The sequence below is a fragment of the Streptomyces sp. CA-135486 genome, from assembly GCF_050936555.1.
Taxonomy (GTDB): domain Bacteria; phylum Actinomycetota; class Actinomycetes; order Streptomycetales; family Streptomycetaceae; genus Streptomyces.
The window spans coordinates 2,326,335-2,347,339 of record NZ_JBNJMM010000002.1; the positions used below are offsets into that span (position 1 = coordinate 2,326,335).

The 21,005-nt window shown below is 70.3% G+C and carries 18 protein-coding genes; 10 read left to right on the forward strand and 8 right to left on the reverse strand.

The features are described from left to right. Positions 1–10 precede the first annotated feature (10 nt). Complete coding sequence (locus ACQEVG_RS29970; RefSeq protein ID WP_432989511.1) at positions 11–2,695, reverse strand: SpoIIE family protein phosphatase; 2,685 nt, start codon at positions 2,693–2,695, stop codon at positions 11–13. 195 nt (positions 2,696–2,890) lie between these two features. Further along, the gene (locus tag ACQEVG_RS29975; RefSeq protein ID WP_432989513.1) at positions 2,891–4,546 is read right to left on the reverse strand and encodes an FAD-dependent oxidoreductase; all 1,656 of its coding nucleotides are present in this window, start codon (positions 4,544–4,546) and stop codon (positions 2,891–2,893) included. Positions 4,547–4,762: 216 nt separating this feature from the next. Here ACQEVG_RS29975 and ACQEVG_RS29980 point away from each other — a divergent pair, with 216 nt between their 5' ends. The 7 genes from ACQEVG_RS29980 to ACQEVG_RS30010 all read left to right on the forward strand — a co-directional run bounded on the left by ACQEVG_RS29980 (position 4,763) and on the right by ACQEVG_RS30010 (position 10,062). Further along, entirely contained in the window at positions 4,763–5,884 is a 1,122-nt protein-coding gene (locus ACQEVG_RS29980; RefSeq protein ID WP_432989515.1) for a SchA/CurD-like domain-containing protein, read from the forward strand. A gap of 64 nt (positions 5,885–5,948) precedes the next feature. Then, positions 5,949–6,392 carry a cupin domain-containing protein gene (locus ACQEVG_RS29985; protein WP_432989517.1) on the forward strand — a complete coding sequence of 148 codons (444 nt, stop codon included), beginning with the start codon at positions 5,949–5,951 and terminating at the stop codon, positions 6,390–6,392. After that, the gene (locus ACQEVG_RS29990; protein WP_432989519.1) at positions 6,389–7,657 is read left to right on the forward strand and encodes a beta-ketoacyl-[acyl-carrier-protein] synthase family protein; all 1,269 of its coding nucleotides are present in this window, start codon (positions 6,389–6,391) and stop codon (positions 7,655–7,657) included. Before ACQEVG_RS29985 ends, ACQEVG_RS29990 begins: the two co-directional genes overlap by 4 nt. After that, complete coding sequence (locus tag ACQEVG_RS29995) at positions 7,654–8,904, forward strand: ketosynthase chain-length factor (RefSeq protein WP_432989521.1); 1,251 nt, start codon at positions 7,654–7,656, stop codon at positions 8,902–8,904. The genes ACQEVG_RS29990 and ACQEVG_RS29995 overlap by 4 nt, the downstream gene beginning before the upstream one ends. Positions 8,905–8,918: 14 nt before the next feature. Continuing rightward, complete coding sequence (locus tag ACQEVG_RS30000) at positions 8,919–9,176, forward strand: acyl carrier protein (protein ID WP_432989523.1); 258 nt, start codon at positions 8,919–8,921, stop codon at positions 9,174–9,176. A 1-nt stretch (position 9,177) separates the two neighbouring features. Then, complete coding sequence (locus ACQEVG_RS30005; protein ID WP_432989525.1) at positions 9,178–9,657, forward strand: SRPBCC family protein; 480 nt, start codon at positions 9,178–9,180, stop codon at positions 9,655–9,657. Between the two features lie 81 nt (positions 9,658–9,738). Beyond that, entirely contained in the window at positions 9,739–10,062 is a 324-nt protein-coding gene (locus tag ACQEVG_RS30010; RefSeq protein WP_432989527.1) for a TcmI family type II polyketide cyclase, read from the forward strand. 83 nt (positions 10,063–10,145) lie between these two features. Here ACQEVG_RS30010 and ACQEVG_RS30015 read toward each other — a convergent pair whose 3' ends face one another. Both ACQEVG_RS30015 and ACQEVG_RS30020 read right to left on the reverse strand, forming a co-directional pair. Continuing rightward, positions 10,146–11,216 (reverse strand): methyltransferase, encoded by a 1,071-nt coding sequence (locus ACQEVG_RS30015; protein ID WP_432989529.1) that lies wholly within the window; start codon positions 11,214–11,216, stop codon positions 10,146–10,148. A 35-nt stretch (positions 11,217–11,251) separates the two neighbouring features. Beyond that, positions 11,252–12,328, reverse strand: coding sequence for a right-handed parallel beta-helix repeat-containing protein (locus ACQEVG_RS30020; protein ID WP_432989531.1), 1,077 nt, complete (start codon positions 12,326–12,328; stop codon positions 11,252–11,254). A 118-nt stretch (positions 12,329–12,446) separates the two neighbouring features. On the opposite strand from ACQEVG_RS30020, the gene ACQEVG_RS30025 reads away from it, so the two are divergent. Then, on the forward strand, positions 12,447–13,358 hold the full coding sequence (locus ACQEVG_RS30025; RefSeq protein ID WP_432989533.1) for a hypothetical protein: 912 nt from the start codon (positions 12,447–12,449) through the stop codon (positions 13,356–13,358). Positions 13,359–13,733: 375 nt separating this feature from the next. Then, positions 13,734–14,834, forward strand: coding sequence for a ribosome small subunit-dependent GTPase A (gene rsgA / locus ACQEVG_RS30030; protein ID WP_432989535.1), 1,101 nt, complete (start codon positions 13,734–13,736; stop codon positions 14,832–14,834). A gap of 59 nt (positions 14,835–14,893) precedes the next feature. On the opposite strand, the gene ACQEVG_RS30035 is transcribed toward rsgA, so the two are convergent. The 4 genes from ACQEVG_RS30035 to ACQEVG_RS30050 all read right to left on the reverse strand — a co-directional run bounded on the left by ACQEVG_RS30035 (position 14,894) and on the right by ACQEVG_RS30050 (position 19,281). Beyond that, positions 14,894–15,259: a PPOX class F420-dependent oxidoreductase gene (locus ACQEVG_RS30035; protein WP_432989537.1), complete on the reverse strand. Its 366-nt coding sequence runs from the start codon at positions 15,257–15,259 to the stop codon at positions 14,894–14,896. Positions 15,260–15,321: 62 nt separating this feature from the next. Further along, complete coding sequence (locus ACQEVG_RS30040) at positions 15,322–17,601, reverse strand: glycosyl hydrolase family 95 catalytic domain-containing protein (RefSeq protein WP_432989539.1); 2,280 nt, start codon at positions 17,599–17,601, stop codon at positions 15,322–15,324. A gap of 181 nt (positions 17,602–17,782) precedes the next feature. Further along, positions 17,783–18,265 (reverse strand): DUF456 domain-containing protein, encoded by a 483-nt coding sequence (locus tag ACQEVG_RS30045; protein WP_432993015.1) that lies wholly within the window; start codon positions 18,263–18,265, stop codon positions 17,783–17,785. Positions 18,266–18,288: 23 nt separating this feature from the next. Further along, positions 18,289–19,281: a helix-turn-helix domain-containing protein gene (locus ACQEVG_RS30050; protein ID WP_432989541.1), complete on the reverse strand. Its 993-nt coding sequence runs from the start codon at positions 19,279–19,281 to the stop codon at positions 18,289–18,291. Between the two features lie 250 nt (positions 19,282–19,531). Between ACQEVG_RS30050 and ACQEVG_RS30055 the strand changes: the two genes are divergently transcribed. Further along, the gene (locus tag ACQEVG_RS30055; RefSeq protein WP_432989543.1) at positions 19,532–20,995 is read left to right on the forward strand and encodes a protein phosphatase 2C domain-containing protein; all 1,464 of its coding nucleotides are present in this window, start codon (positions 19,532–19,534) and stop codon (positions 20,993–20,995) included. Positions 20,996–21,005 lie beyond the last annotated feature (10 nt).

Genomic DNA, 21,005 nt, shown 5'->3' on the forward strand with positions numbered 1-21,005 from the left:
CGGCCCGCTGCTACGGCAGCGGCTGTTCCGTCCAGATGACCTTGCCGTCTGACGTGTACCGGGTGCCCCAGCGGTCCGCGAACTGCGCGACCAGAAACAGGCCCCGGCCTCCCTCGTCCGTGGTCGCCGCCTGGCGCAGATGCGGTGATGTGCTGCTGTGGTCCGAGACCTCGCAGATCAGGCTGCGGTCACGGATCAGCCGTACGCGGATCGGGCCCGAGGCGTACCGGATCGCGTTGGTGACCAGCTCGCTGAGGATCAGCTCCGTCGTGAACGCCTCTTCCTCCAGGCCCCACTCGGCCAGCGTGGCGGTCACGGCCGCCCGGACCCGGCCCACCGCGGACGGGTCCGGCGGTACCTCCCATTCGGCCACCCGGCCGGAGTCGAGTATCTGCGTACGGCCCACCAGCAGCGCGATGTCGTCGCGCGGGTTGTCCGGCAGGAGCGCCTTGAGGACCGCCTCGCAGGTTTCCTCCGGGCTCCGGTCGGCGTTGTCCGCCAGAGTGCCGCGGAGCAGGGCCAGGCCGTCGTCTATGTCGCGGTCGCGGTCCTCGACGAGCCCGTCCGTGTACAGGACCAGGCGGCTGTCCTCGGGCAGGTGCAGATCCAGGGTCTCGAAGGGCAGCCCGCCCAGTCCCAGCGGCGGGCCACCGGGCACATCGGCGAAGACCGCGGCGCCGTCCGGCTGGACGATCACCGGCTGGAGGTGGCCGGCCCGCGCGATCGAGCAGTGGCCGCTGACCGGGTCGTAGATCGCGTAGAGGCAGGTCGCCCCGGTCACTCCCGCGTCCGTGGCGTCCGGGCCGTCGTCCGCCTCGTCCTGGTCGATGCGGGTGACCAGCTCGTCGAGGTGCCACAGCAGCTCGTCGGGCGGCAGATCCAGGCTGGAGAAGTTGTGGACCGCCGTGCGCAGCCGGCCCATGGTCGCCGCGGCGTGAAGTCCGTGGCCCACGACATCGCCCACCACCAGCGCCACCCGCGCGCCCGGCAGCGGGATGATGTCGAACCAGTCCCCGCCGACGCCCCCGAGACCGCCGAGACCGGCCTGCGCGGGCCGATAGCGGTAGGCGACGTCGATGGCGCTCTGCTCCGGCAGGACGCGCGGCAGCAGGCTGCGTTGCAGGGTCACCGCCATGGTGTGCTCGCGGGTGTACCGGCGGGCGTTGTCGACGCTCACGGCCGCGCGTGCGACCAGTTCCTCGGCGAGCGACAGGTCCTCCACCTCGAACGGCTCGGGCTTCTGGGCGCGCCAGAACATGGCTACGCCCAGAACCACCCCACGCGCCTTCAGCGGCACGGCGATCATCGAGTGGATTCCGTGCTCGACGAGTTTGCGGGCCCGCTTCGGGTCCTGCTCCTGCCATCCGGAGAAGGCGGCCAGATCCGGTTCCAGGACGGCCTCGCCACTGCCGATGCCGAAGCCCAGCCGGGTGGACGGCGCAAAGCGGATCAGCCTGCCCAGCGGGTAGAGCGCGGTGTCCTCCCGCAGACCCCTGAAGGCCATACGGCGCATCTCCGGGACGGCGCCCGACGTCGGCGTCGGCTCCTCGCCGCGCAGCACCGCCTCCACAAGGTCGACAGTGACGAAGTCGGCGAACCGGGCTGCGGCGAACTCCGCCAGTTCCTCGCAGGTGCGCACCACGTCGAGGGTGGTGCCGATCTCCGTGCCCGCGTCGTAGAGCAGCTTCAGCCGCGCCCGCGCCACATCCGCCCTGCCGCTCACTGCCTGTAGCTCGGTGGTGTCCCGCAGCGTCGCGACGCTGCCCGGCGGCCCGCCGTCCTGGTCGGTCGGACGCTGGTTCACGGCGAGCAGCCGGTCCCCGACCAAGTGCACCTCGTCGGTGACGACCCGCCCGGAAGCCATCAGACGGGCGGTGGCCGGGTCGAGACCGAGATCGGTGACCGCGGTCCCCTCCACGTCGGTCGGCAGGTTCAGCAGCCTGCGCGCCTCGTCGTTGGCGAGCAGCAGCCGCCCGTCGCCGCCGACGATGAGCACGCCCTCCCGTACGGCATGGAGCACCGCGTCGTGGTGCTCGTACATCCGGGTCATCTCGGCGGGGCCGAGACCGTGGGTCTGGCGGCGCAGCCGCCGGCTCACCAGTGCCGTGCCGCCCGTGGTGACCAGCAGCACTGCCCCGGCGGCCCCGAACAGCAGCGGGAACTGGTCCTGGGCGACGCCGCTGACATGCTCGATGGTGATCCCGGCGGACACCAGGCCGACCACATCCCCGTTGCGGCCGATGACCGGCACGACGGCCTGCACGAGCGGCCCGATCGTCCCGTTGATCTTCTCGGTGACGATGCCGCCGCCCAGCGCGGGCTCCACATTGCCGACGAATTTCTTGCCGATGCGGTCGGGCTTGGGGTGGGTATAGCGGATTGCATCGGTGTCGAGGACGACGATGAAGTCGACCTCGGAGCGTTTGCGGGCCTCTTCGGCGAGTGGCTGGAGCACCACGGTCGGGTGGGGACTCTTCAGCGCGGCCTCGATGCCGGGCGAATGGGCGAACGTCTGGGCCACGGCGACCGACCGGTTGCGGGCCTCGCGCTCGCTGTCGGACCGGGACTGCAGCACAAGGGCCACCATGGCGGCGGCGACCAGCAACACCACGATCGCCACCTGCAGGAGAAAGACCTGACCTGCGACGGTTCGCATTCTCAGAACCGAGCGCGGGCGGCCGTAGCGTGCGGCCATGTCCTCTTTCTACACCTCCCGCATACGCAGAGCTATCTGCGCACCGTAGAGCCCGGACGGGGCAAGCGCGACGCGTTCGCGACAACTTTCGTCGCCGGGCCGGGTGTGTTCACCACACGAGTGAGTCCCTTGCACCGCCCGGACGGCGCAAGGGACTCCCGAAACCGGCTCCCGAAACCGGCTCATGAAACGGACTCAGGCCAGGCGCAGCACCGTGCTCATGACGTCGTGGAGCTCCCGCTCCGGATCGGCCACGGCCTCCTGCGACCGCCATGCCACAAACCCGTCCGGACGTACCAGCAGCGCGCCGTCGGCCGTCGTGCCGTGCAGTTCGGCCCAGTCGGCATCGCCTTCGGGGACCAGATCGGCGTCGTGGCCCGTACCGATCGCGTATGCGTCCAGCCGTACGGACAACCGCTCGGCGACCTTCCGCGCCGCCGCCCGCCACGCCGTGCCCTCCGCGCTCAGCAGCACGAACGAGCGTTCGTAGAGGTCGAGCGTGGACATCCGCCCGCCCGCCCTCGTCACCCACATGTGCGGGGACCGGGTGCCCGGGTCGCCCGTCAGCTGCATCCGCTCCGGAACGACCGGCCGGCCGGGGTCGACGCCCAGGACCGCGCCGTGCGGATAGCCGTACCCCATCGCCACCGAGAGGATGCCGCCCGGCCGTCCCCCGCCGCCGGCGGGGGTGTTCGCGGGCGCGTAACCCGGGTGGCTGTGCTCCGCCGAGCGGACCGAGGCACGCGCGCTCGTCGCCCTGGCCACCGGCTGCCGCTCCTCGCCGTAGGTGTCCAGCAGCCCGGGCGCCGCCGAGCCGTCCAGCACCATCGCGAGTTTCCAGGCCAGGTTGTGCGCGTCCTGGATGCCGGTGTTGGAGCCGAACGCCCCGGTCGGGGACATCTCGTGGGCCGAGTCGCCGGCCAGGAAGACCCGGCCGCCGGAGTACCGCTCCGCGACCCGTTCGGCGGCGTGCCACGGAGCCTTGCCGGTGATCTCGACGTCCAGTGCGGGCGCTCCGACCGCCCTGCGGATGTGGTCCGCACAGCGCTCGTCCGTGAAGTCCTCCATGGTCTCGCCCTGGTCCGGGTGCCAGGGCGCGTGGAAGACCCACTGCTCCCGGTTGTCCACCGGCAGCAGGGCCCCGTCCGCGTCCGGCTTGGTCAGATAGCAGACGATGAAGCGCCTGTCGCCCAGCACGTCGATGAGCTGCCGGGAACGGAAGGTGATGCTCACGTTGTGGAACAGGTCGCCGTTGCCGGTCTGCCCGATCTGCAGCTGCTCCCTGATGGGGCTGCGCGGCCCGTCGGCCGCGACCAGATAGTCCGCCCGAATGGTGGTGTGCTCGCCGGTCTCCCGGTTCTTCACGACCGCCGTGACGCCTGTCGCGTCCTGGTCGAACGAGAGCAGTTCGGTGGAGAACCGCAGGTCGGCGCCCTGCTCGCGGGAGCGGGCCATGAGCACGGGCTCGATGTCGTTCTGGCTGCACAGACACCATGTGGTCGGGCTGAAACGCTTCAGCGCGCCGCCCGGGTCGATCTCCTTGAACAGCCACTCCTGGTCGTCGCCGGTCAGCGAGCCCGCCTGCAGGATTCCGTGATTGTCCGCCAGCACCGACGCGGCCTGCCGGATCTCCTCCTCCACACCGGCGCCCCGGAACAGCTCCATCGTCCGTACGTTCATGCCGCGGCCGCGCGGGTGCGTCGAGGTGCCCGAATGCTTCTCCACCAGCACAGGTCTGATGCCGTGGCGGCCCAGAAACACCGAGGTGGACAGGCCCACCAGGGAACCTCCCACGATGAGGACCGGTACGCGATCGGCACTTTCCACGAATTCTCCGACGTGCTCTTCCATCCGTAGCTCCAGCTCCTGCCGCCCTTGTGGGATGAAACTTCCATGCCCTGTGCGGCACCGGTTGCCTCGCCCATTCACCCGCTTGGTTCTCAGCTCTCGCGCCAGTCGAAGTACCGGACCACGATCGTTTTCGTGAGCGCCCCCCGGTCTCGGGAGGCGGACCGTCCGTATCCGCAGGGCCGTTGAGCCGCGCGGTGTCGCAAAGGAGTGTGAGAGATGACAACCCTGTCGGAACGGATATCGCAGTCCGCATTCGATGGCTCCAGGCTTCGAGTCGTTCTGCTGCTGGACCTCCACGACGGTGCGCAGAAGGAGTTCCTCGAGGCGTACGAGCATCTGCGCAACCAGGTCGCCTCGGTCCCCGGCCACATCAGCGACCAGCTGTGCCAGTCGATCGAGAACCCCTCCCAGTGGCTGATCACCAGCGAATGGGAGAGCGCACCGCCCTTCCTCGCCTGGGTGAACAGCGAGGAGCACGTCGAGACGGTCCAGCCGCTGCACAGCTGCGTACGGGACACCCGCTCGCTGCGCTTCAGCGTTCTGCGCGAGACCGGAAAGGCCCACATCTCCTCACCCGAGGAGCTCAAGGGCCGGCTCCAGGCATCGCCCCGCCTCGGGGACGGAGTGGTCAGGCACGCCCTCACCTTCACGGTCAAGCCGGGCAGCGAGAAGAAGGTCGCGAAGATCCTCTCCGGGTACACCTCGCCGGCGGCCCGCGTCGACGAGAACACCCGGCTGCGCCGCACCTCGCTCTTCATGCACGGCAACCGAGTGGTACGGGCCATCGAGGTGCAGGGCGACCTGCTCGCGGCACTGCGCCATGTGGCCAGGCAGCCCGAGGTCAGGGAGGTGGAGGAGGCCATCAACCCGTATCTGGAGCAGGACCGGGACCTGAACGACCCCAACTCCGCCCGGATGTTCTTCACCCGGGCCGCACTGCCCGCCGTACACCATGTGGCGGCCGACGGGCAGTACTCGGCCTCGCTCAAGCGGCACGCGCTGTACTACCCGGCCAAGGAAGGCTGCGGCATGGCGCTGGCCCGGCTGCTCGCCCAGCAGGACGCGGCGGCGGCCGACGGCCCCGACAGCCCCATCGCGAGCAGCACGATCTTCCAGCGCGACGACATCGTCGTCCGGCTCATCGATGTGAACGGGCGGCTCGAAGACCGGCCCGCCCTGGCGCTCGCGGTCTCCGGTCCCCGCAAGGCGGCCACCCTCGCCCGGCTGATCGCAGGCGGAGAGGACGGCGTGCTCGGCAACGAGAAGGAGATGTCGCGATTCCTCGCGGACTCCGACATGCAACTGATCACCGACCGGTCCGCGCCGCCCGAGTCCTGAACGAAACGTCCGGCCCGGCCGCGCGGCGAAGCCGTCGGGAGCACTGCACCAGGAGGAACCAGCCATGACTACGCACCCCCCACGCATCGTGGATCTCAGTGAGACCCAGCCCAACCGCAGACGCGGCGGAGACCTGCGCGCCATGCTCACCCCCACCGCGGTGGGCGCAACCAGCGGATTCATGGGCCTTGCCATCGTGCAGCCCGGTGAGTTCATCGGCGAGCACTACCACCCGTACTCCGAGGAGTTCGTGTACGTCGTGAAGGGGCTCCTCGAGGTGGACCTGGATGGCAAGGCGCACCCGATGCGGCCCGACCAGGGCCTCCTGATCCCCATCAATGTGCGCCACCGGTTCCGCAACGTCGGCGATGTGGAGGCCCGCATGGTCTTCCATCTCGGCCCGCTCGCCCCGCGCCCCGAGCTCGGGCACGTCGACACCGAGGTCACCGAGCCCTCGGAAAGCACCGAGCAGGGCAGGCCGCCGGAACGGACTGGGGCCGTTTCGTGAACCGGCGGGTGGCGGTGACCGGGGTCGGTATCGTCGCCCCCGGAGGAGTAGGCGCCCCGGCGTTCTGGGACCTGCTCGCAGGCGGCCGTACGGCGACGCGCGGAATCACGCTCTTCAACCCGGAGGGCTTCCGCTCGCGCATCGCCGCCGAGGTCGACTTCGACCCCGCGGCCCACGGCCTCGACGAGGACCAGGTGGCGCGCCAGGACCGGTACATCCAGTTCGCGCTGGTGGCCGCCGAAGAGGCGATACGCGACGCCGGCATCGACCGGGAGAAGGAAGACCCCTGGCGGATCGGGGTGTCCCTGGGCACCGCGGTCGGCGGCACCACTCGCCTGGAGCACGACTACGTCAAGGTCAGCGCGTCCGGCGCCCGTTGGGACGTGGACCACCGCCCGGCCGGACCGCATCTGCACCGTGCGTTCTCGCCGAGCTCGCTGGCTTCCGCGGTGGCCGAACAGGTCGGCGCACACGGCCCGGTGCAGACCGTCTCGACGGGCTGCACCTCGGGACTCGACGCGGTCGGCTACGCCTTCCACTCCATCGAGGAGGGCCGGGCCGACGTGTGCATAGCCGGCGCGTCGGACTCGCCCATCTCCCCGATCACGGTGGCGTGCTTCGACGCGATCAAGGCGACCTCGCCGAACAACGACGACCCCGCCCATGCCTCCAGGCCGTTCGACGCCAACCGGGACGGGTTCGTCATGGGCGAGGGCGGCGCCGTCCTGGTGCTGGAGGAGCTGGAACACGCCCGGGCCCGCGGCGCGCGGGTGTACTGCGAACTCGGGGGCTACGCCACCTTCGGCAACGCCTACCACATGACGGGACTGACCCCCGAAGGCCTGGAGATGGCCCGGGCCATCGACACCGCCCTCGACCACGCCCGTATCGACCGTACGGAGATCGACTACGTCAACGCGCACGGCTCGGGCACCAAGCAGAACGACCGGCACGAGACGGCCGCGGTGAAACGCTCACTGGGCGACCACGCCTACAAGACGCCCATGAGCTCGATCAAGTCCATGGTGGGCCACTCGCTGGGCGCCATCGGAGCCATCGAACTCGTCGCCTGCGTCCTGGCGATGGCGCATCAGGTGGTGCCGCCGACGGCGAACTACGAGACCCCCGACCCCGAGTGCGACCTGGACTATGTGCCGCGCACCGCCCGCCCCCGGAAGCTGAACAGCGTGCTCTCCGTCGGCAGCGGATTCGGCGGATTCCAGTCCGCGGTTGTCATGACCCGACCTCAAGGGAGGACATCATGAGCTCCCGAACAGCCCGGCAGACGGTCGTCACAGGCATAGGTGTCATAGCCCCCAACGGGGCAGGCACCGAGGTCTTCTGGAAATCGACACAGGGCGGCATCAGCGTCCTGGACCGGGTCACCCGCGAGGGGTGCGAGCAGCTGCCCCTCAAGGTCGCGGGTGAGGTGCGCGACTTCGATCCCGGTGCGCTCATCGAGGAGCGCTATCTCGTCCAGACCGACCGGTTCACGCACTTCGCCATGGCCGCGGCCGATCTCGCACTCGATGACGCCCGGCTCAGCCGCGCGGACTGCGAGGAATCGCCGTTCGCGGTGGGCGTGGTGACCGCCGCCGGGTCCGGCGGCGGCGAGTTCGGACAGCGCGAACTGCAGCGGCTGTGGGGTCAGGGTTCACGCTTCGTCGGCCCGTACCAGTCCATCGCCTGGTTCTATGCCGCGAGCACCGGCCAGATATCGATCCGGGCCGGCTTCAAGGGACCCTGCGGCGTCGTGGCCAGCGACGAAGCAGGCGGACTCGACGCGTTCGCCCATGCCGCGCGGGCGATACGGCGCGGAGCCGACGCGGTTGTGGTCGGCTCGGCCGAAGCGCCCCTGGCGCCGTACTCGGTCGTCTGCCAGCTCGGTTACGAGGACCTGAGCACCTGCGAGGACCCGGCGCGCGCCTACCGGCCCTTCACCTCCGACGCCTGTGGCTTCGTGCCCGCCGAGGGCGGCGCGATGTTCGTGGTCGAGGAGGAGAAGTCGGCGCGCCGGCGCGGCGCCAAGGTCCGTGCCCTGGTGGCGGGCCACGCCGCGACCTTCACCGGGCCCTCCCGGTGGGCGCAGTCCCGGGAGGGACTCGCCCAGGCGATCCGCGGGGCACTGGCCGAGGCCCGCTGCGCGCCCGAGGAGATCGACGTGGTCTTCGCGGACGCGCTGGGCGTGCCGGCGGCCGACCGCGCCGAGGCGCTGGCGATCGCGGACGCGCTGGGGGCACACGGCAGGAGCGTACCGGTGACGGCGCCCAAGACCGGTACCGGACGGGCGTACTGCGGAGGGCCCGTGCTCGATACGGCAGCCGCGGTGCTGGCCATGGAACACGGCCTCCTGCCGCCCACGCCCAACGTCTTCGACGTCTGCCACGACCTCAACGTCGTGACCGACCGGGCCCGTCCCGCGGAGCTGCGCACGGCACTGGTACTCAGCCGCGGCCTCATGGGCTCCAACGCGGCGCTGGTACTGCGCGGCACCACCGACACCCCCGAGTAGAAGGAGAGTCCCTCATGTCCGACCGACTGACCATCGAAGAGCTGGCAGCCCTGATGAAGAAGGGCGCCGGCCTCACCGTCGACCCCGTCGACCTCGCGAGCCGGCCCACCTCCCGCTTCGACGAGTTCGGCCTCGACTCGCTGGGCCTGCTCGGCATCGTCGGCGAGCTGGAGAACCGGCACGGCCGCCCGCTGCCGCCCGACGCGGATCGCTGCAAGACCCCGCAGGAGTTCCTCGACCTCGTCAACAACACCCTCATGAGCGGAGCCTGACGTGCCCGGACACACCGAGAACGAGATCACCGTCGCCGCCCCCCTGGACCTCGTCTGGGACATCACCAACGACATCGAGAACTGGCCCAGCCTGTTCACCGAGTACGCCTCGGTGGAGATCCTGGAGCGCCGGGGAGAGACCACCACCTTCCGTCTCACCATGCACCCCGACGACAACGGCACGGTCTGGAGCTGGGTCTCGGAGCGTACGACCGACCGCGAGGGCCGGAGCGTACGCGCTCGCCGCGTCGAGACGGGCCCCTTCCAGCACATGGACATCCACTGGGAGTACTCGGAGGTCCCGGGCGGCACGCGCATGCACTGGACGCAGGACTTCGCGATGAAGCCGGACGCCCCGGTCGACGACGACTGGATGACCGACAACATCAACCGCAACTCCAAGATCCAGATGGCGCTCATCCGCGACAAGATCGAGCAGCGCGACCGTGAGAGCCGCGCCGCCGGCGTCACCGCCAACTGAGCGGCGTCAGCGCAGGGCCAGGCAGGCCGGACCAGGAAGAACGGCCGGACCAGGAAGTTCAGGAAGGAAGGTAGCCCCACGATGCACCAAGCTCTGATCGTCGCCCGTATGGCGCCGGAGTCGGCCCCGGACATCGCCAAGCTGTTCGCGTCCTCCGACAACGGCGAACTGCCGCACCTCGTCGGGGTCACCCGGCGCAGCCTCTTCCAGTTCGGCGATGTGTATCTGCATCTGATCGAGTCCGAGCAGCCTCCCGGCCCCGCGATCGCGAAGGTGACGGAGCATCCTGCGTTCAAGGACATCAGCGACCGGCTCCAGGCCTTCGTCAGCCCGTACGACCCGGAGACCTGGCGCAGTCCGAAGGACGCGATGGCCCGTCAGTTCTACACCTGGGAGCGTGGCTGACCTGCCTGAGACCACCGACGAACGCCCCGGGCCCGGCTCTTCAGCCGGGCCCGGGGCGTTTTCGTGCTCCCTGCCACTCTCGCTCAGCCGCGCACGACGGCCTCGAAGGCGTGCAGATACGGGTTCACCGGACGGATCTCGTCGACCAGCAGGCCCGCCTTCGCCATCCGGTCCACCATGCTCGCCCTGGAGTGCTTCGCGCCGCCCACATTGAGCAGCAGAAGCAGGTCCATGGCGGTGGTGAACTTCATCGAGGGGGTGTCGTCGACGAGGTTCTCGATGACCACCACCCTGGCGCCGGGACGGGCCGCCGCGACGACGTTCGCCAGCGTCCTGCGGGTGGACTCGTCGTCCCACTCCAGGATGTTCTTGATGATGTACAGATCGGCCTCGACCGGGATGTCCTCGCGGCAGTCCCCGGGGACGATACGCACCCGCTCGGCCAGCGAGCCGCCGGTACGCAGCCGTGGGTCCGCCTTCGCCACCACGTCGGGCAGATCGAGCAGGGTGCCGCGGACATCCGGGTGCTTCTCCAGCAGGCTTGCCAGCACATGCCCCTGCCCGCCGCCGATGTCCGCGACCACGCGGACCCCGGTGAGGTCGAGCAGCGCGGCGACATCAAGCGCCGACTGCATGCTGGAAGTGGTCATGGCCCGGTTGAAGACATGGGCCGACTCATGGGCGTCCTGGTGCAGATACTCGAAGAAGCCCTTGCCGTACAGCTCCTGGAAGACGCTGCCGCCGGAACGTACCGCCTCGTCGAGACGCGGCCACGCGTCCCAGGTCCACGGCTCCGTGCACCACAGGGCGATGTAGCGCAGGCTGCCCGGATCGTCCTCACGCAGCATGAGGGACATGTCCGTATGGGCGAAGGTCCCGTCCTCGGTCTCGGCGAAGACGCCGTAGCAGGACAGGGTGCGCAGCAGCCGGCGCAGGGGCTGGGTCTCGGTGTTCAGCGCGGCCGCGAGCTCATCGGCCGTGGCGGGCGTCTCGCCGAGCGCGTCGGCGACGCCGAGCCGGGCGGCAGCCCGTACGGCGGCCGCGCCGGCCGCCCCGAAGACGAGCTCCCGCAGGCGCATGGCCGGCTGATGCGTGGCCACCGCCTCGGGGGGCGACCCGACGAGTGTCTCGGGTCTGGAACTTACGGTGGTCATACCGCCTCGATTCTCCTGGTGAAGGGGAACACCGGTCAGCACATCCCTGCGGGTTCGGAGGCCTCGCACATGTTGCCGAGGAACGTGTTGCCCGTGCCACCGCCCTGGTTGACCAGGTCCGCCGCCTTGTTGCCGCGCACGTCGTTGTTCTTGATGACGTTGGCGGTGTTCGTGGCGCCCACGAAGCTCTTGAACAGCACGATTCCGCCGGAGAGCGGGGACGCGCCCATGTTGTTCAGGACCGTGTTGTTGCGCACGACGGTCGCCTCGGAACCGGTGAGAACGATGCCGGAGCCCTGAAGGGCGGGGAGGCGGGGGGTGGCGGGACAGAACTTGTTGTTCTCGTTGATCTCGTTGCCCCGAACGGTCATGTCGCCGGCCGCCGGCTTCGACTCGTCGCCGACCACGAACAGTCCGGCGCAGTTCCCGGTCATCTCGTTGCCGCGGACGGTGAGGTTGCGGACCCGCCTGACGGTGGCTCCGATCCGGTTGTCCGTCAGCACGTTGTTCGCGATCGTGGAGCCCTTGGTGTCGGTGGCTCCGCCCTCCTCCTCGACCGTGTTCGCGATGAAGATGCCTGCGTCGCCGCTCTCCCGGACGGTGTTGTTACGGAACATCGCCCGGGTGGAGTGCTGCTGGCCGATGCCCCAGACGCCGTTCTTCTCGGCGGTCACATGCCGGACGGTCAGCCGGTCGGTGTAGGAGGACCAGATGGCGGTCTTCGTGAAGCCCGAGAGGGTGAGCGAGCGGATGGTGACGCCGTCGACGGTCTGGGCCGCCGTGCCCGTCACACAGATGCCGTTTCCGGCCTGAGCACAGGTGTTCGCGGCAGCCGCACCGGCACCGGCGGCCGGCGCCGGCATGATGACGGTCGCCCCGCCGCCCGACCCGCGCAGAGTGAGATTCGCCTTGGTGACAAGGACACTTTCACGATATGTGCCGGGCGAGATCACAATGGTGTCTCCCGGCTGTGCGGCGTTCACCGCTTCCTGGATCGATTCGCCCGGATGCACCGCGTGCCTGGCCACGCCGGAGGACGGGGCGGCCGCGCCCAGCCCGGAGACCATGACGACTGCGATGCATGTGAGGCATCTGATCTGTCGTTTCGTCATGAGGCGAAGTTATGGGCGATCTTCAGCGCTCGCCACACGGGGTGAGCATATGGATACATCCCGTGCGCGAGTGGCCCAACCCGAGGCCGTCTCAGCGCCTCCTCTAGGGTTGCCTCCCATGTGGCCAGGAGAGCAGGGCCCCGGGGGCGGGCAGCATGTCAACCCGTACCAGCAGCAGGGGCAGGCGCCTTGGGGTCCCCCGACCGCCCCGATCGGTACGCCGCCAACTCCTCCCGGCGGCCGCGGGAGAACACCGCTCGTCGCCGTCGCCGCGGCCACCGTGGTCGTCATCGCCGCAGCTGTCACCGGCTTCCTGGTCCTGGGCGGCGGCAAGGACGACACGGCCGGCCCGGGCCCGGCCAAGTCCACCCCGGCCGCCCCGTCGACCGGCCCGACCGGCGACAAGCCGCGCGGCGTCGACGACCTGAAGCCGCTCGTGCCCGGCTGGAAGGTCGTGGTGAACCCCAGGAGCGGCATCGCCTTCGACGTGCCCCCGGAATGGGGACTCAAGTCGCCCGGCTGGGCCAGCTATGTCTCGGACGAGAAGGACCCGGAGGAGAAGCCCCTGATCGGCTTCTCGGCCCCGGCGATGCTCAAGGAGAAGTGGTGCACCTCCGACGACAACAAGGACGGCAGTCCGGAGGACACGCCGCTGGCCGGCGTCGGCTCCAGGAGTGAGCGGGGCGCCAGGACCCTCGACGAGGCGGCCCGCGACAACGCGTCCCTGTGGGTCTACGGCGCCTACACCCAGCCGGACAAGGCGAAGGTGAGGACGGGCGCGGTGGAGCCGTACACCACTAAGTCCGGCATCACCGGCAGTCTGGCGTCGGCCGAGTCCTCGGGCGTGGCGAAGAAGGGCAAGTGCGACACCGACGGCAAGGCCACGTCTTTCGCCTTGAAGGACCCCAAGGGCGACTTCCTGTCGTGGACCTTCCTCGGCGTGAAGGGCGTTCAGGGCGAGGTGCCGGTCGCGACGGTGCGCCGGATCCTGAGCACGGTACGCCTGGTCGCCGGTTCCTCGACGCCCTGAGCTCCTACGCGCCCTGAGCACGCGCAGGGCAGCACGGACAGCGGAAGAGATGTTGCCTCCCTGCTCGCCCGTGGGAGACGCTGACGAGGATGCCGCCCGGTCTCAGCGTGTGACCGGGGGCGACGGGGCGGGGAGAAAAACGCTTGGCGCCCTCGCGCCGGGCACGGCTAGGGTGGGGGCGTTCCCTGCGGTGGCCGTTCAGGCTGCCGTCAACTGCTGTGTGAGGACCGGGAGGTGTGACTGATGACTGTCGTTGCGATGGGCGCTGCCCTCATCCAGAAGTTCATCAATTCCACTCCCGTGGTCTCCGGCTGACCTCTCCTTCCCCCGCGCCTCCGTGCGCGTGCCGGGGCCACCCTTGTGAAGGGTCACCCCTTGTCTTTCTCTTCTCTTCCGTCTTCCCCGCACCCGCTGTCCGGCTACGGCTGGGACGAGAGCTGGGACGCCGCATTCGCTCCGTACGCCGAGCAGGGGCTGCTGCCCGGCCGGGTGGTACGGGTCGACCGCGGCCAGTGCGATGTCGTCACCGCCGACGGGCTGATCCGCGCCGACACCTCGTATGTCACCCCGCACGATCCGCTGCGGGTCATCTGCACCGGGGACTGGGCAGCCGTCGACCCGGACGGCGATCCCCTTTTCGTACGGACGTATCTGCCGCGCCGTACCGCCTTTGTCCGCTCCACCTCGTCGAACCGTTCCGAGGGGCAGATCCTCGCCGCCAACGTAGACCACGCGATCATCGCGGTCTCGCTCGCCGTCGAGCTGGACCTCGGGCGGATCGAGCGGTTCCTCGCGCTGGCGTGGGAGAGCGGTGCGCAGCCGGTCGTCGTGCTGACCAAGGCGGACCTGGTGCCGGACGCCACCGGGCTCTCGTATCTCGTGCAGGACGTGGAGACGACGGCGCCGGGAGTGCAGGTGCTGCCGGTCAGTTCGGCGACGGGTGCGGGTATCGACGTGCTCGCGGCCGTCGTCTCGGGCGGGACGAGTGTGCTGCTCGGCGTCTCCGGCGCGGGCAAGTCGACGCTCGCGAACGCGCTGCTCGGCGAGGACGTGATGGATGTGCAGGCCATCCGCGACGTCGACGGCAAGGGCCGTCACACCACGACGACCCGCAATCTCCTCGCCCTGCCCGGCGGAGGCGTGCTCATCGACACGCCCGGGCTGCGCGGGGTGGGCCTGTGGGACGCGGAGGCCGGTGTGGGCCAGGTCTTTTCGGAGATCGAGGAGCTCGCGGAGAAGTGCCGCTTCCAGGACTGCGCGCACGAGTCGGAGCCGGGGTGCGCGGTGCTCGGCGCGATCGAGGACGGTTCGCTGCCGGAGCGCCGGCTGGAGAGCTACCGCAAGCTGCTGCGGGAGAACCAGCGGATCGTGGCGAAGACGGACGCGAGGCTGCGTGCGGAGATCCGGCGTGACTGGAAGCGCAAGGGCGCGCAGGGCCGCGCGGCGATGCAGGCGAAGCGCGGCCAGGTGCGGTGACACCCCCGTACTCAATCGCCGGACGGGCTGAGGTTCAGCGCGTCCGGCGATTGAGGCCGCTACTCCAGGCCCCAGCTGTGGATCTTCTTCGGATGGATCCGGATCAGCTCCTCGCTGAAATGCGGGCCGAGTTCATGCGGGCCCGTCAGCAGTTCCGCCTCGCCACGGATGTCCACGCCGCGGACCTTCCACGGGCGCAGGCTCACGATGTCGTCGACCACCAGCGCCACCTTCGGGTTGGCCAGCAGGTTGCGCCATTTCTTCGTCGTGCCCAGGGCGTACCCGCCGATCAGGATCGTCCCGTCGGCCTGTGGGAAGAACCCGACCGGGTTCGCCTGCGGCTGGCCGCTCGGGTCGACTGTCGCCAGCCTGCCCAGACGCTGGGACGAGAGATACGCGCGCTCGGCCTCGCTGAATTCGGTCATGCGCCAAGCCAAACACGCTCGCCCCGCGCCCCGCATCGGATCATCGCCCTAGGCCCGACGACCTACGGCAGCCCCCATGGCCGGTCCGGCTCGCTCTCGACCGGAGCGATCACGAGATCGGGGCACTCGCCCCTGTACACAAGCACCTCGCGCCCCTTGGGCAGCTCGATCGAGAGTGTCCCCTCGCCCACGTCCTCGACGCGCGCCGGCGTGCCGTCGTCGAGCAGGACCGTCGGCCGGACTCCGGCCGGCAGCCCGTGGCGCAGCCTGAGCGGTTCGCCCGCGAGGCTCTTCACGCGCACGAAGCGGGTGACCCCGCCCTCGCGGACCGCGCTGACGAGGAACGCGCCCTGGGTGCGGAAGTCGTGCAGCGTGACGTGCGCCCACGAGGACGGCAGGGCCGGGAAGACACGTACGACACCGCCCCAGCTCTGGCAGAGCATGTCGTGCAGGGACTGGGACGCCGAGAGCGGCGTCTCGATGACCGGACCCGCCTCCGTGTAATGGGTGTTGGCGCGGCACGGGAAGCGGGAGGCCGGGTCGAAGAACTTCCTCAGATACGTCAGCGCCGTGTCGCCGCGGCCCATCATCGCGTACAGCGACGCCGCGCCCGTATAGCTGTAGCCGCGGTGCGCCCCGGTCAGCGCCTGCCAGTGCTCGACGGACTTCTCGATCAGCTCACGGCTCTGAGGCTGCTCCCAGTTGACGAGGTACAGCGGATACACCATCAGCAGGTGCGAGTAGTGCCGATGCGACTGCGCGTACGGAGTCTCTGCGCCGATCATGAAGCCGTTCGCGTCCACGGGGTACGGCACCAGCCGGGCCTGTACCTCCTGCCAGCGCGGCTTCAGAGGGTCGTCGACGCCGAGCAGCTCGGCCGCCTCCAGCAGCGTCATGCAGCCCCAACGGATCAGCGCCAGATCGTAGTTGGTGTCGCGCGGCGGTGTGACCGGGTACTCGGGGGAGAGCGTCTTGGGTAGATGCAGCTTTCCGTCGCTGTCCGGCGTGAGGAAGTGCAGGTAGTAGTTGATCGCGCGACGCAGCAGCGGGAAGACCGTGTCCCGCAGCAGCGTCTCGTCCATGGAGTGCCGGTAACTCAGCCATACATTGTGCAACGCCCAGGTCAGATCGCCCACTTCGGCGCCGCTGCCGGGGCTGCCGACACCTCGGTTGGCGAACATGTCGGAGCTGCGCCCCACTCCCGCGCTGTCCGGACGGTACGCGGCGGGCACGTTGGCCGTCAGCTGCTCCTGACTCTGCCGCAAGGTGCTGGCCAGCGAGTCGAGTTCCAGATGGTTGGAGCCGTGGATCAGCCAGTACTCCAGCTGCACATTGAGGTTCCACCACACGGCCGGCCAGGGCGTCGGCTCCAGCCAGGGGCCGCTGGTCGCCATTACCGGGCCGCCCTCGCGACTGGCCGAGGCGACCTTGTAGAGCTGGATCCAGTGGAAGCTCTGCAGCCGCTGGTCGGGGAAGGAGACGAAGCTCTTGCGGTAGAAGCCGTGCCACCAGCGGGTGTGCCGCTGCCGGAGGGCTGCGTACGACGCGGCGTCCTGGATCTTCTTCAGCGATACGGCTGCGGCCCGGCTGTCGGAAGGGAAGCTGTGCGCGACGCTCAGCAGCAGTACGTCCCCGGTGCGGCGGTAGGCCGTCGCCGTCTGGCCACCGCCGGTGAGCGGCTGGAGAACCTGTTCGACGTTGCCGGTGGTACGGGTCGTCCAGGGCGGGTTGGCGGTGTAACCGGCGGGCGGCTGCTCGCTGATCTTCCGGGGGCTGATGGCCTCCTCGGGACGGAACGCCCAGCGGACCCGCTCGTTCCCGCCCGCCGTCGCCCGCGCGCCCAGGATTCCGTCGTGGATGAAGGCCGAGAGGGTGATCGTGCCCTTGTCGGTGGTGACGGTTCCGGTGAGCTCGGCGTTCCACAGACTCAGCCGCCAGTCGACGCCGGTGATCGTGCCGGCCGGGTCGAGGGTGAGATGGCCGACGGGCAGCCGGCATGTTCCCCATCCGCTGCCGAACTGGGGCCGGTGGTCCTGGACTTCGCCGTGCTGCACGGTGAACCGGATGCTGTTCGCGCCCGGCTCCCGGTAGACCATGCTGCCCAGTCGCCCGTCGCCCAGGAACGGGCCCTCGTGCCACAGAGCGGGAAGCCGGTGCCACACCAGGTCCTGGCGGCGCAGGAACGCGGACCAGGCGCCGTCGCTCTCCATGCGATTGCGGAGTTGCCAGCGGTTGCACGCGGGGCGGAGCGGGGCAGGGGCGGCTGCCTGGGCCAGCTCCGGCAGAGCCCCGAGAGTTGCGCCGGCAACGGCCGAGCCGAGCACCGTTCTCCGTGAGGTCATGCGAGTGCCTCCAGATGGATGAGTGGTTGTCTGAGCCGTGCTGCCAATTCATCCGAGCTATCCATCGACGGAAGGTAGGCACGTGGCAGGACTCCGTCAATATCGCGGAAGAGATCCGATGTGTATCTGTCCATCTGGACGGCGTTCAGCGGGGGCGGCAGCAACCGCTCAGCCCCGGAGGTCAGCCCCAGATCACCGCGCCCACCCACGCCCCCACGACCAGCAGACAGGCGAACAGCTCCACCAGCACACTCGTCCCCACGGCACGCATCACCGCCCGGGTGGAGGCCAGCGCGGGCCCGTGCCCACCGAGCCGCCGCCGTTCGGAGCCGTAGATCCCCCCGATGAATCCCGGTATCGCCCCCACCACAGGCACCAGCAGAAAACCGATCAGCGCCCCCGCCCCCGCGGACACCACCATCCGCCGGGTGACGCCGACGCCGCGCGGCCGACGCGGCGGCAGCTCCCACACCACCACCTGATCGACCAGCAGCAGCACCGTCGAGCCCACCAACAGCGTCCAGGCGAGCCCCGACTGCTCATGCATCGACCACCAAAGGACTGCGGCCCACACCAGCCAGCGTCCCGGTACACCGGGAACGAGTACCCCGAACAGGCCCAGCAGCATCACCAGGCCCACCAGCAGGAGCTGCCACACGCCCATCTGCCAAGGGTGCAGGATCCAGCTCATTCCCGCAGGTCGCGAGCCACCCAACCCTGTGCGTACGCATGCCAGCCGAGTTGCAGCCTGGTCGTCACACCGGTGAGTTCCATCAGCCCCTTCACCCGGCGCTGAACGGTCCGCAGCCCCACGTCCAGCTGCTTGGCCACGCTCGCGTCCGTCATCCCGGCGAGCAACAGCGAAAGGATCTCCAGATCGGTCGCGTCGGGCCCCGGTGCCGCCTCCTGGGACACGCCGCCGCCCGCGCCGAGCCGCAGCGGCAGAGCGTCCCGCCACACCGCCTCGAACAGGCCCGTCAGCGACTCGAGAAGCCCGCTCGCATGGACGACGAGAGCCGCGGGCTCGGCACCGTGCCCGGTCAGCGGCACCATGGCGAGCGCCCGGTCCGCGATGACGAGCTTGGTCGGCACGCGGTCAACGACCCTCACCTGTTCGTCACGGCCCAGCGCCGCGCTCAGCTCGGTGATCCCGGCGGGCAGCGAGAGCACCTCGCGCTCGACCACCACGCGGTACGTCACGCCGCGCGTCGCCGCCTTCACCTCCGCCTCGTTGTCCGTCAACGCGACCACGACCGGTTTGCCGGTGACGAGCGCGCAGACCTCCTCGGTCGCGCCCAGCTGGAGTTGTACGAAACGGTGCGCGACAGCCCTCGCGCCGGTCACCAGCTCGACCAGATCGTGCACGGCCGGCTCGGCGGCCTCCGCCCGGTACTCCTGCGCCAGCACAGCGGCCGCCAGCTCCGCCTGCTCCAGCTCATGCCGCTGCTGCGTCAGCAGCGCGCCCAGTGCCACGCCGGGCGGCGCCGCCACCCAGCGCCCCGCGCATGCCGGGGACTGCGCGGCAAGTCCCTGCCGTTCCAGCCGGCGCAGCGCGCGCTCCGTGTCCGTCTCCGGCAGGGCGAGCCGGTGTGCGAGATCGGTGACCTCGGCCGCCCCGAGCGCGACGAGCGCGCGGTACGCGGACTCCTGCTTCTCGTCGAGGCCAATCGCTCCGAGCATCTGACGCCACCCCTCCCCGGACGTGCGCTTCTCAGGTCGCAGCCCACCGCACTGGCGGAAACCGGCCACGGCGTATTCCCGCCGCGCACATCATCCCTGTACCGCCCGTCACTCTGCCAATGGCCCGCCACCCTCAAGGCCGAACTGGCGGACACCAACGGCAATTCCGTCACCCGGCAGACCTCTTGCCGCACGTATGTCTTTTGGGTTGCCCCGTTTTCTTCCCGCCCGTGCGGTGGACAATAAGGGCATGAGTCAGCAGGGGGAGAGGCCGCCCGCCGAGGACGACTGGTGGAACCGGCTGTATGAGGAATCCGCCCCGGACACGGGTCCCGCGGCCACTGGGGGTGACACGCTGGACGACCGGTTCGACTCCGCCTCGGACGCGGTGAGCTCGGACGACGCGGGGGCGCCACCGAAACCGATCTCGGACGAGAGGCGTCCGCGGGCCTGGTGGGAGGCCTACCCGAAGGCCTCGCAGGGCACCCCGAACACGCCGGACACCCCGAATGCGCCGGGCGTGCAGGGCACTTTGGACGCGGCGGACCGGCAGACCGCCTCCGGCAGCGCGAACGCCTCCGGCCGACCCCCCGGGCCGCCACGGCAGCGTGCCCCCTGGGAGCCACCGGACGCCCCCGATCGGCCACCCGCCTTCCCGCCGGCTCCGCCGCGCCCCGCCGCCCCGCCCGCTCAAAGCTCAGCGCCGGACCTGGAGTCGGCACCGGCCCCCTCGCGTCCCCGTGTCGCGCACGTCGGCGACGGCCCGCCCACCTACGACGCCGAGCCCACCGCCCTGCCCCCGGCCCAGCCCCAGGAGTTGGACGAGTTCGTCGCCGACACCGTGCTCGACGGCGCCCGCTACGGCACGTACACCCTGCGCGCCGCCTCCATCCGTGGCGACTCCGCCCGCTACCGCGGCCAGCCGCGCCGCGACGCACTGCTCACCGCCCGCTTCGGCACCGGCGAGGCCGCCCTCGTCCTGGTCGCCGTCGCCAGCGGCGCCCGTGCCGCCGAAGGCGCCCATCTCGCCGCCGCCGACGCCTGCCGCTGGATCGGCGGAGCCGTCGGCCGCAGCCACGCCCGCCTCTCCGAGGACATCAGGGCCGGCCGCCGCGGCGACCTCAAGTCCGGGCTGAACCGGCTCACCGACCGCAGTCTCGGCAAACTGCGCGCCAGCGCCGCCGAGCTCGGCGTGGAGCCGGAGGAGTACACCGCCGACCTGCGCTGTCTGCTGCTCTCCGCAGACCCCGAGTGCCGCACCCGCGTGTTCTTCGGCGTCGGCCCCGGCGGTCTCTTCCGCCTCCGCGACGGCGCCTGGCAGGACCTGGAGCCCGCGGTCCCCGAGCCTGCGGCCGTCACCGGCGCCCCCGTCGTGGGGTTCGGGTCGCCGCCCGCCGAGACCCCCGAGGGCGACCGGCTCACCATGGACCTGGGGGTCGCGACGCCCCCGTCCCCGTACATCGAGGCGCCGCCCCCGCCACCCGCCGAAGCCTTCCGGTTCCGTGCCTCGGTGGCCCGTCCGGGGGACACCCTGCTGCTGTGCAGCACCGGCCTGGCCGAGCCGCTGCGGGGCGAACCCGCCCTCGCCGAGGAGCTGGCCGGGCGCTGGGCCCCGAGCGAGCCGCCTGGCCTGGCCGCGTTTCTCGCCGACACTCAGCTGCGGGTGAAGGGCTACGCCGACGACCGTACGGCCGTTGCAGTCTGGGAGGCGTAACCGCTCTGGC

Bases quoted from the DNA above. Each gene is read 5' to 3' on its own strand.
- ACQEVG_RS29970 (WP_432989511.1), bottom strand. From the start codon at position 2,695: ATGGCCGCACGCTACGGCCGCCCGCGCTCGGTTCTGAGAATGCGAACC.
- ACQEVG_RS29975 (WP_432989513.1), bottom strand. From the start codon at position 4,546: ATGGAAGAGCACGTCGGAGAATTCGTGGAAAGTGCCGATCGCGTACCG.
- ACQEVG_RS29980 (WP_432989515.1), top strand. From the start codon at position 4,763: ATGACAACCCTGTCGGAACGGATATCGCAGTCCGCATTCGATGGCTCC.
- ACQEVG_RS29985 (WP_432989517.1), top strand. From the start codon at position 5,949: ATGACTACGCACCCCCCACGCATCGTGGATCTCAGTGAGACCCAGCCC.
- ACQEVG_RS29995 (WP_432989521.1), top strand. From the start codon at position 7,654: ATGAGCTCCCGAACAGCCCGGCAGACGGTCGTCACAGGCATAGGTGTC.
- ACQEVG_RS30000 (WP_432989523.1), top strand. From the start codon at position 8,919: ATGTCCGACCGACTGACCATCGAAGAGCTGGCAGCCCTGATGAAGAAG.
- ACQEVG_RS30010 (WP_432989527.1), top strand. From the start codon at position 9,739: ATGCACCAAGCTCTGATCGTCGCCCGTATGGCGCCGGAGTCGGCCCCG.
- ACQEVG_RS30015 (WP_432989529.1), bottom strand. From the start codon at position 11,216: ATGACCACCGTAAGTTCCAGACCCGAGACACTCGTCGGGTCGCCCCCC.
- ACQEVG_RS30020 (WP_432989531.1), bottom strand. From the start codon at position 12,328: ATGACGAAACGACAGATCAGATGCCTCACATGCATCGCAGTCGTCATG.
- ACQEVG_RS30025 (WP_432989533.1), top strand. From the start codon at position 12,447: ATGTGGCCAGGAGAGCAGGGCCCCGGGGGCGGGCAGCATGTCAACCCG.
- ACQEVG_RS30035 (WP_432989537.1), bottom strand. From the start codon at position 15,259: ATGACCGAATTCAGCGAGGCCGAGCGCGCGTATCTCTCGTCCCAGCGT.
- ACQEVG_RS30040 (WP_432989539.1), bottom strand. From the start codon at position 17,601: ATGACCTCACGGAGAACGGTGCTCGGCTCGGCCGTTGCCGGCGCAACT.
- ACQEVG_RS30045 (WP_432993015.1), bottom strand. From the start codon at position 18,265: ATGGGCGTGTGGCAGCTCCTGCTGGTGGGCCTGGTGATGCTGCTGGGC.
- ACQEVG_RS30050 (WP_432989541.1), bottom strand. From the start codon at position 19,281: ATGCTCGGAGCGATTGGCCTCGACGAGAAGCAGGAGTCCGCGTACCGC.
- ACQEVG_RS30055 (WP_432989543.1), top strand. From the start codon at position 19,532: ATGAGTCAGCAGGGGGAGAGGCCGCCCGCCGAGGACGACTGGTGGAAC.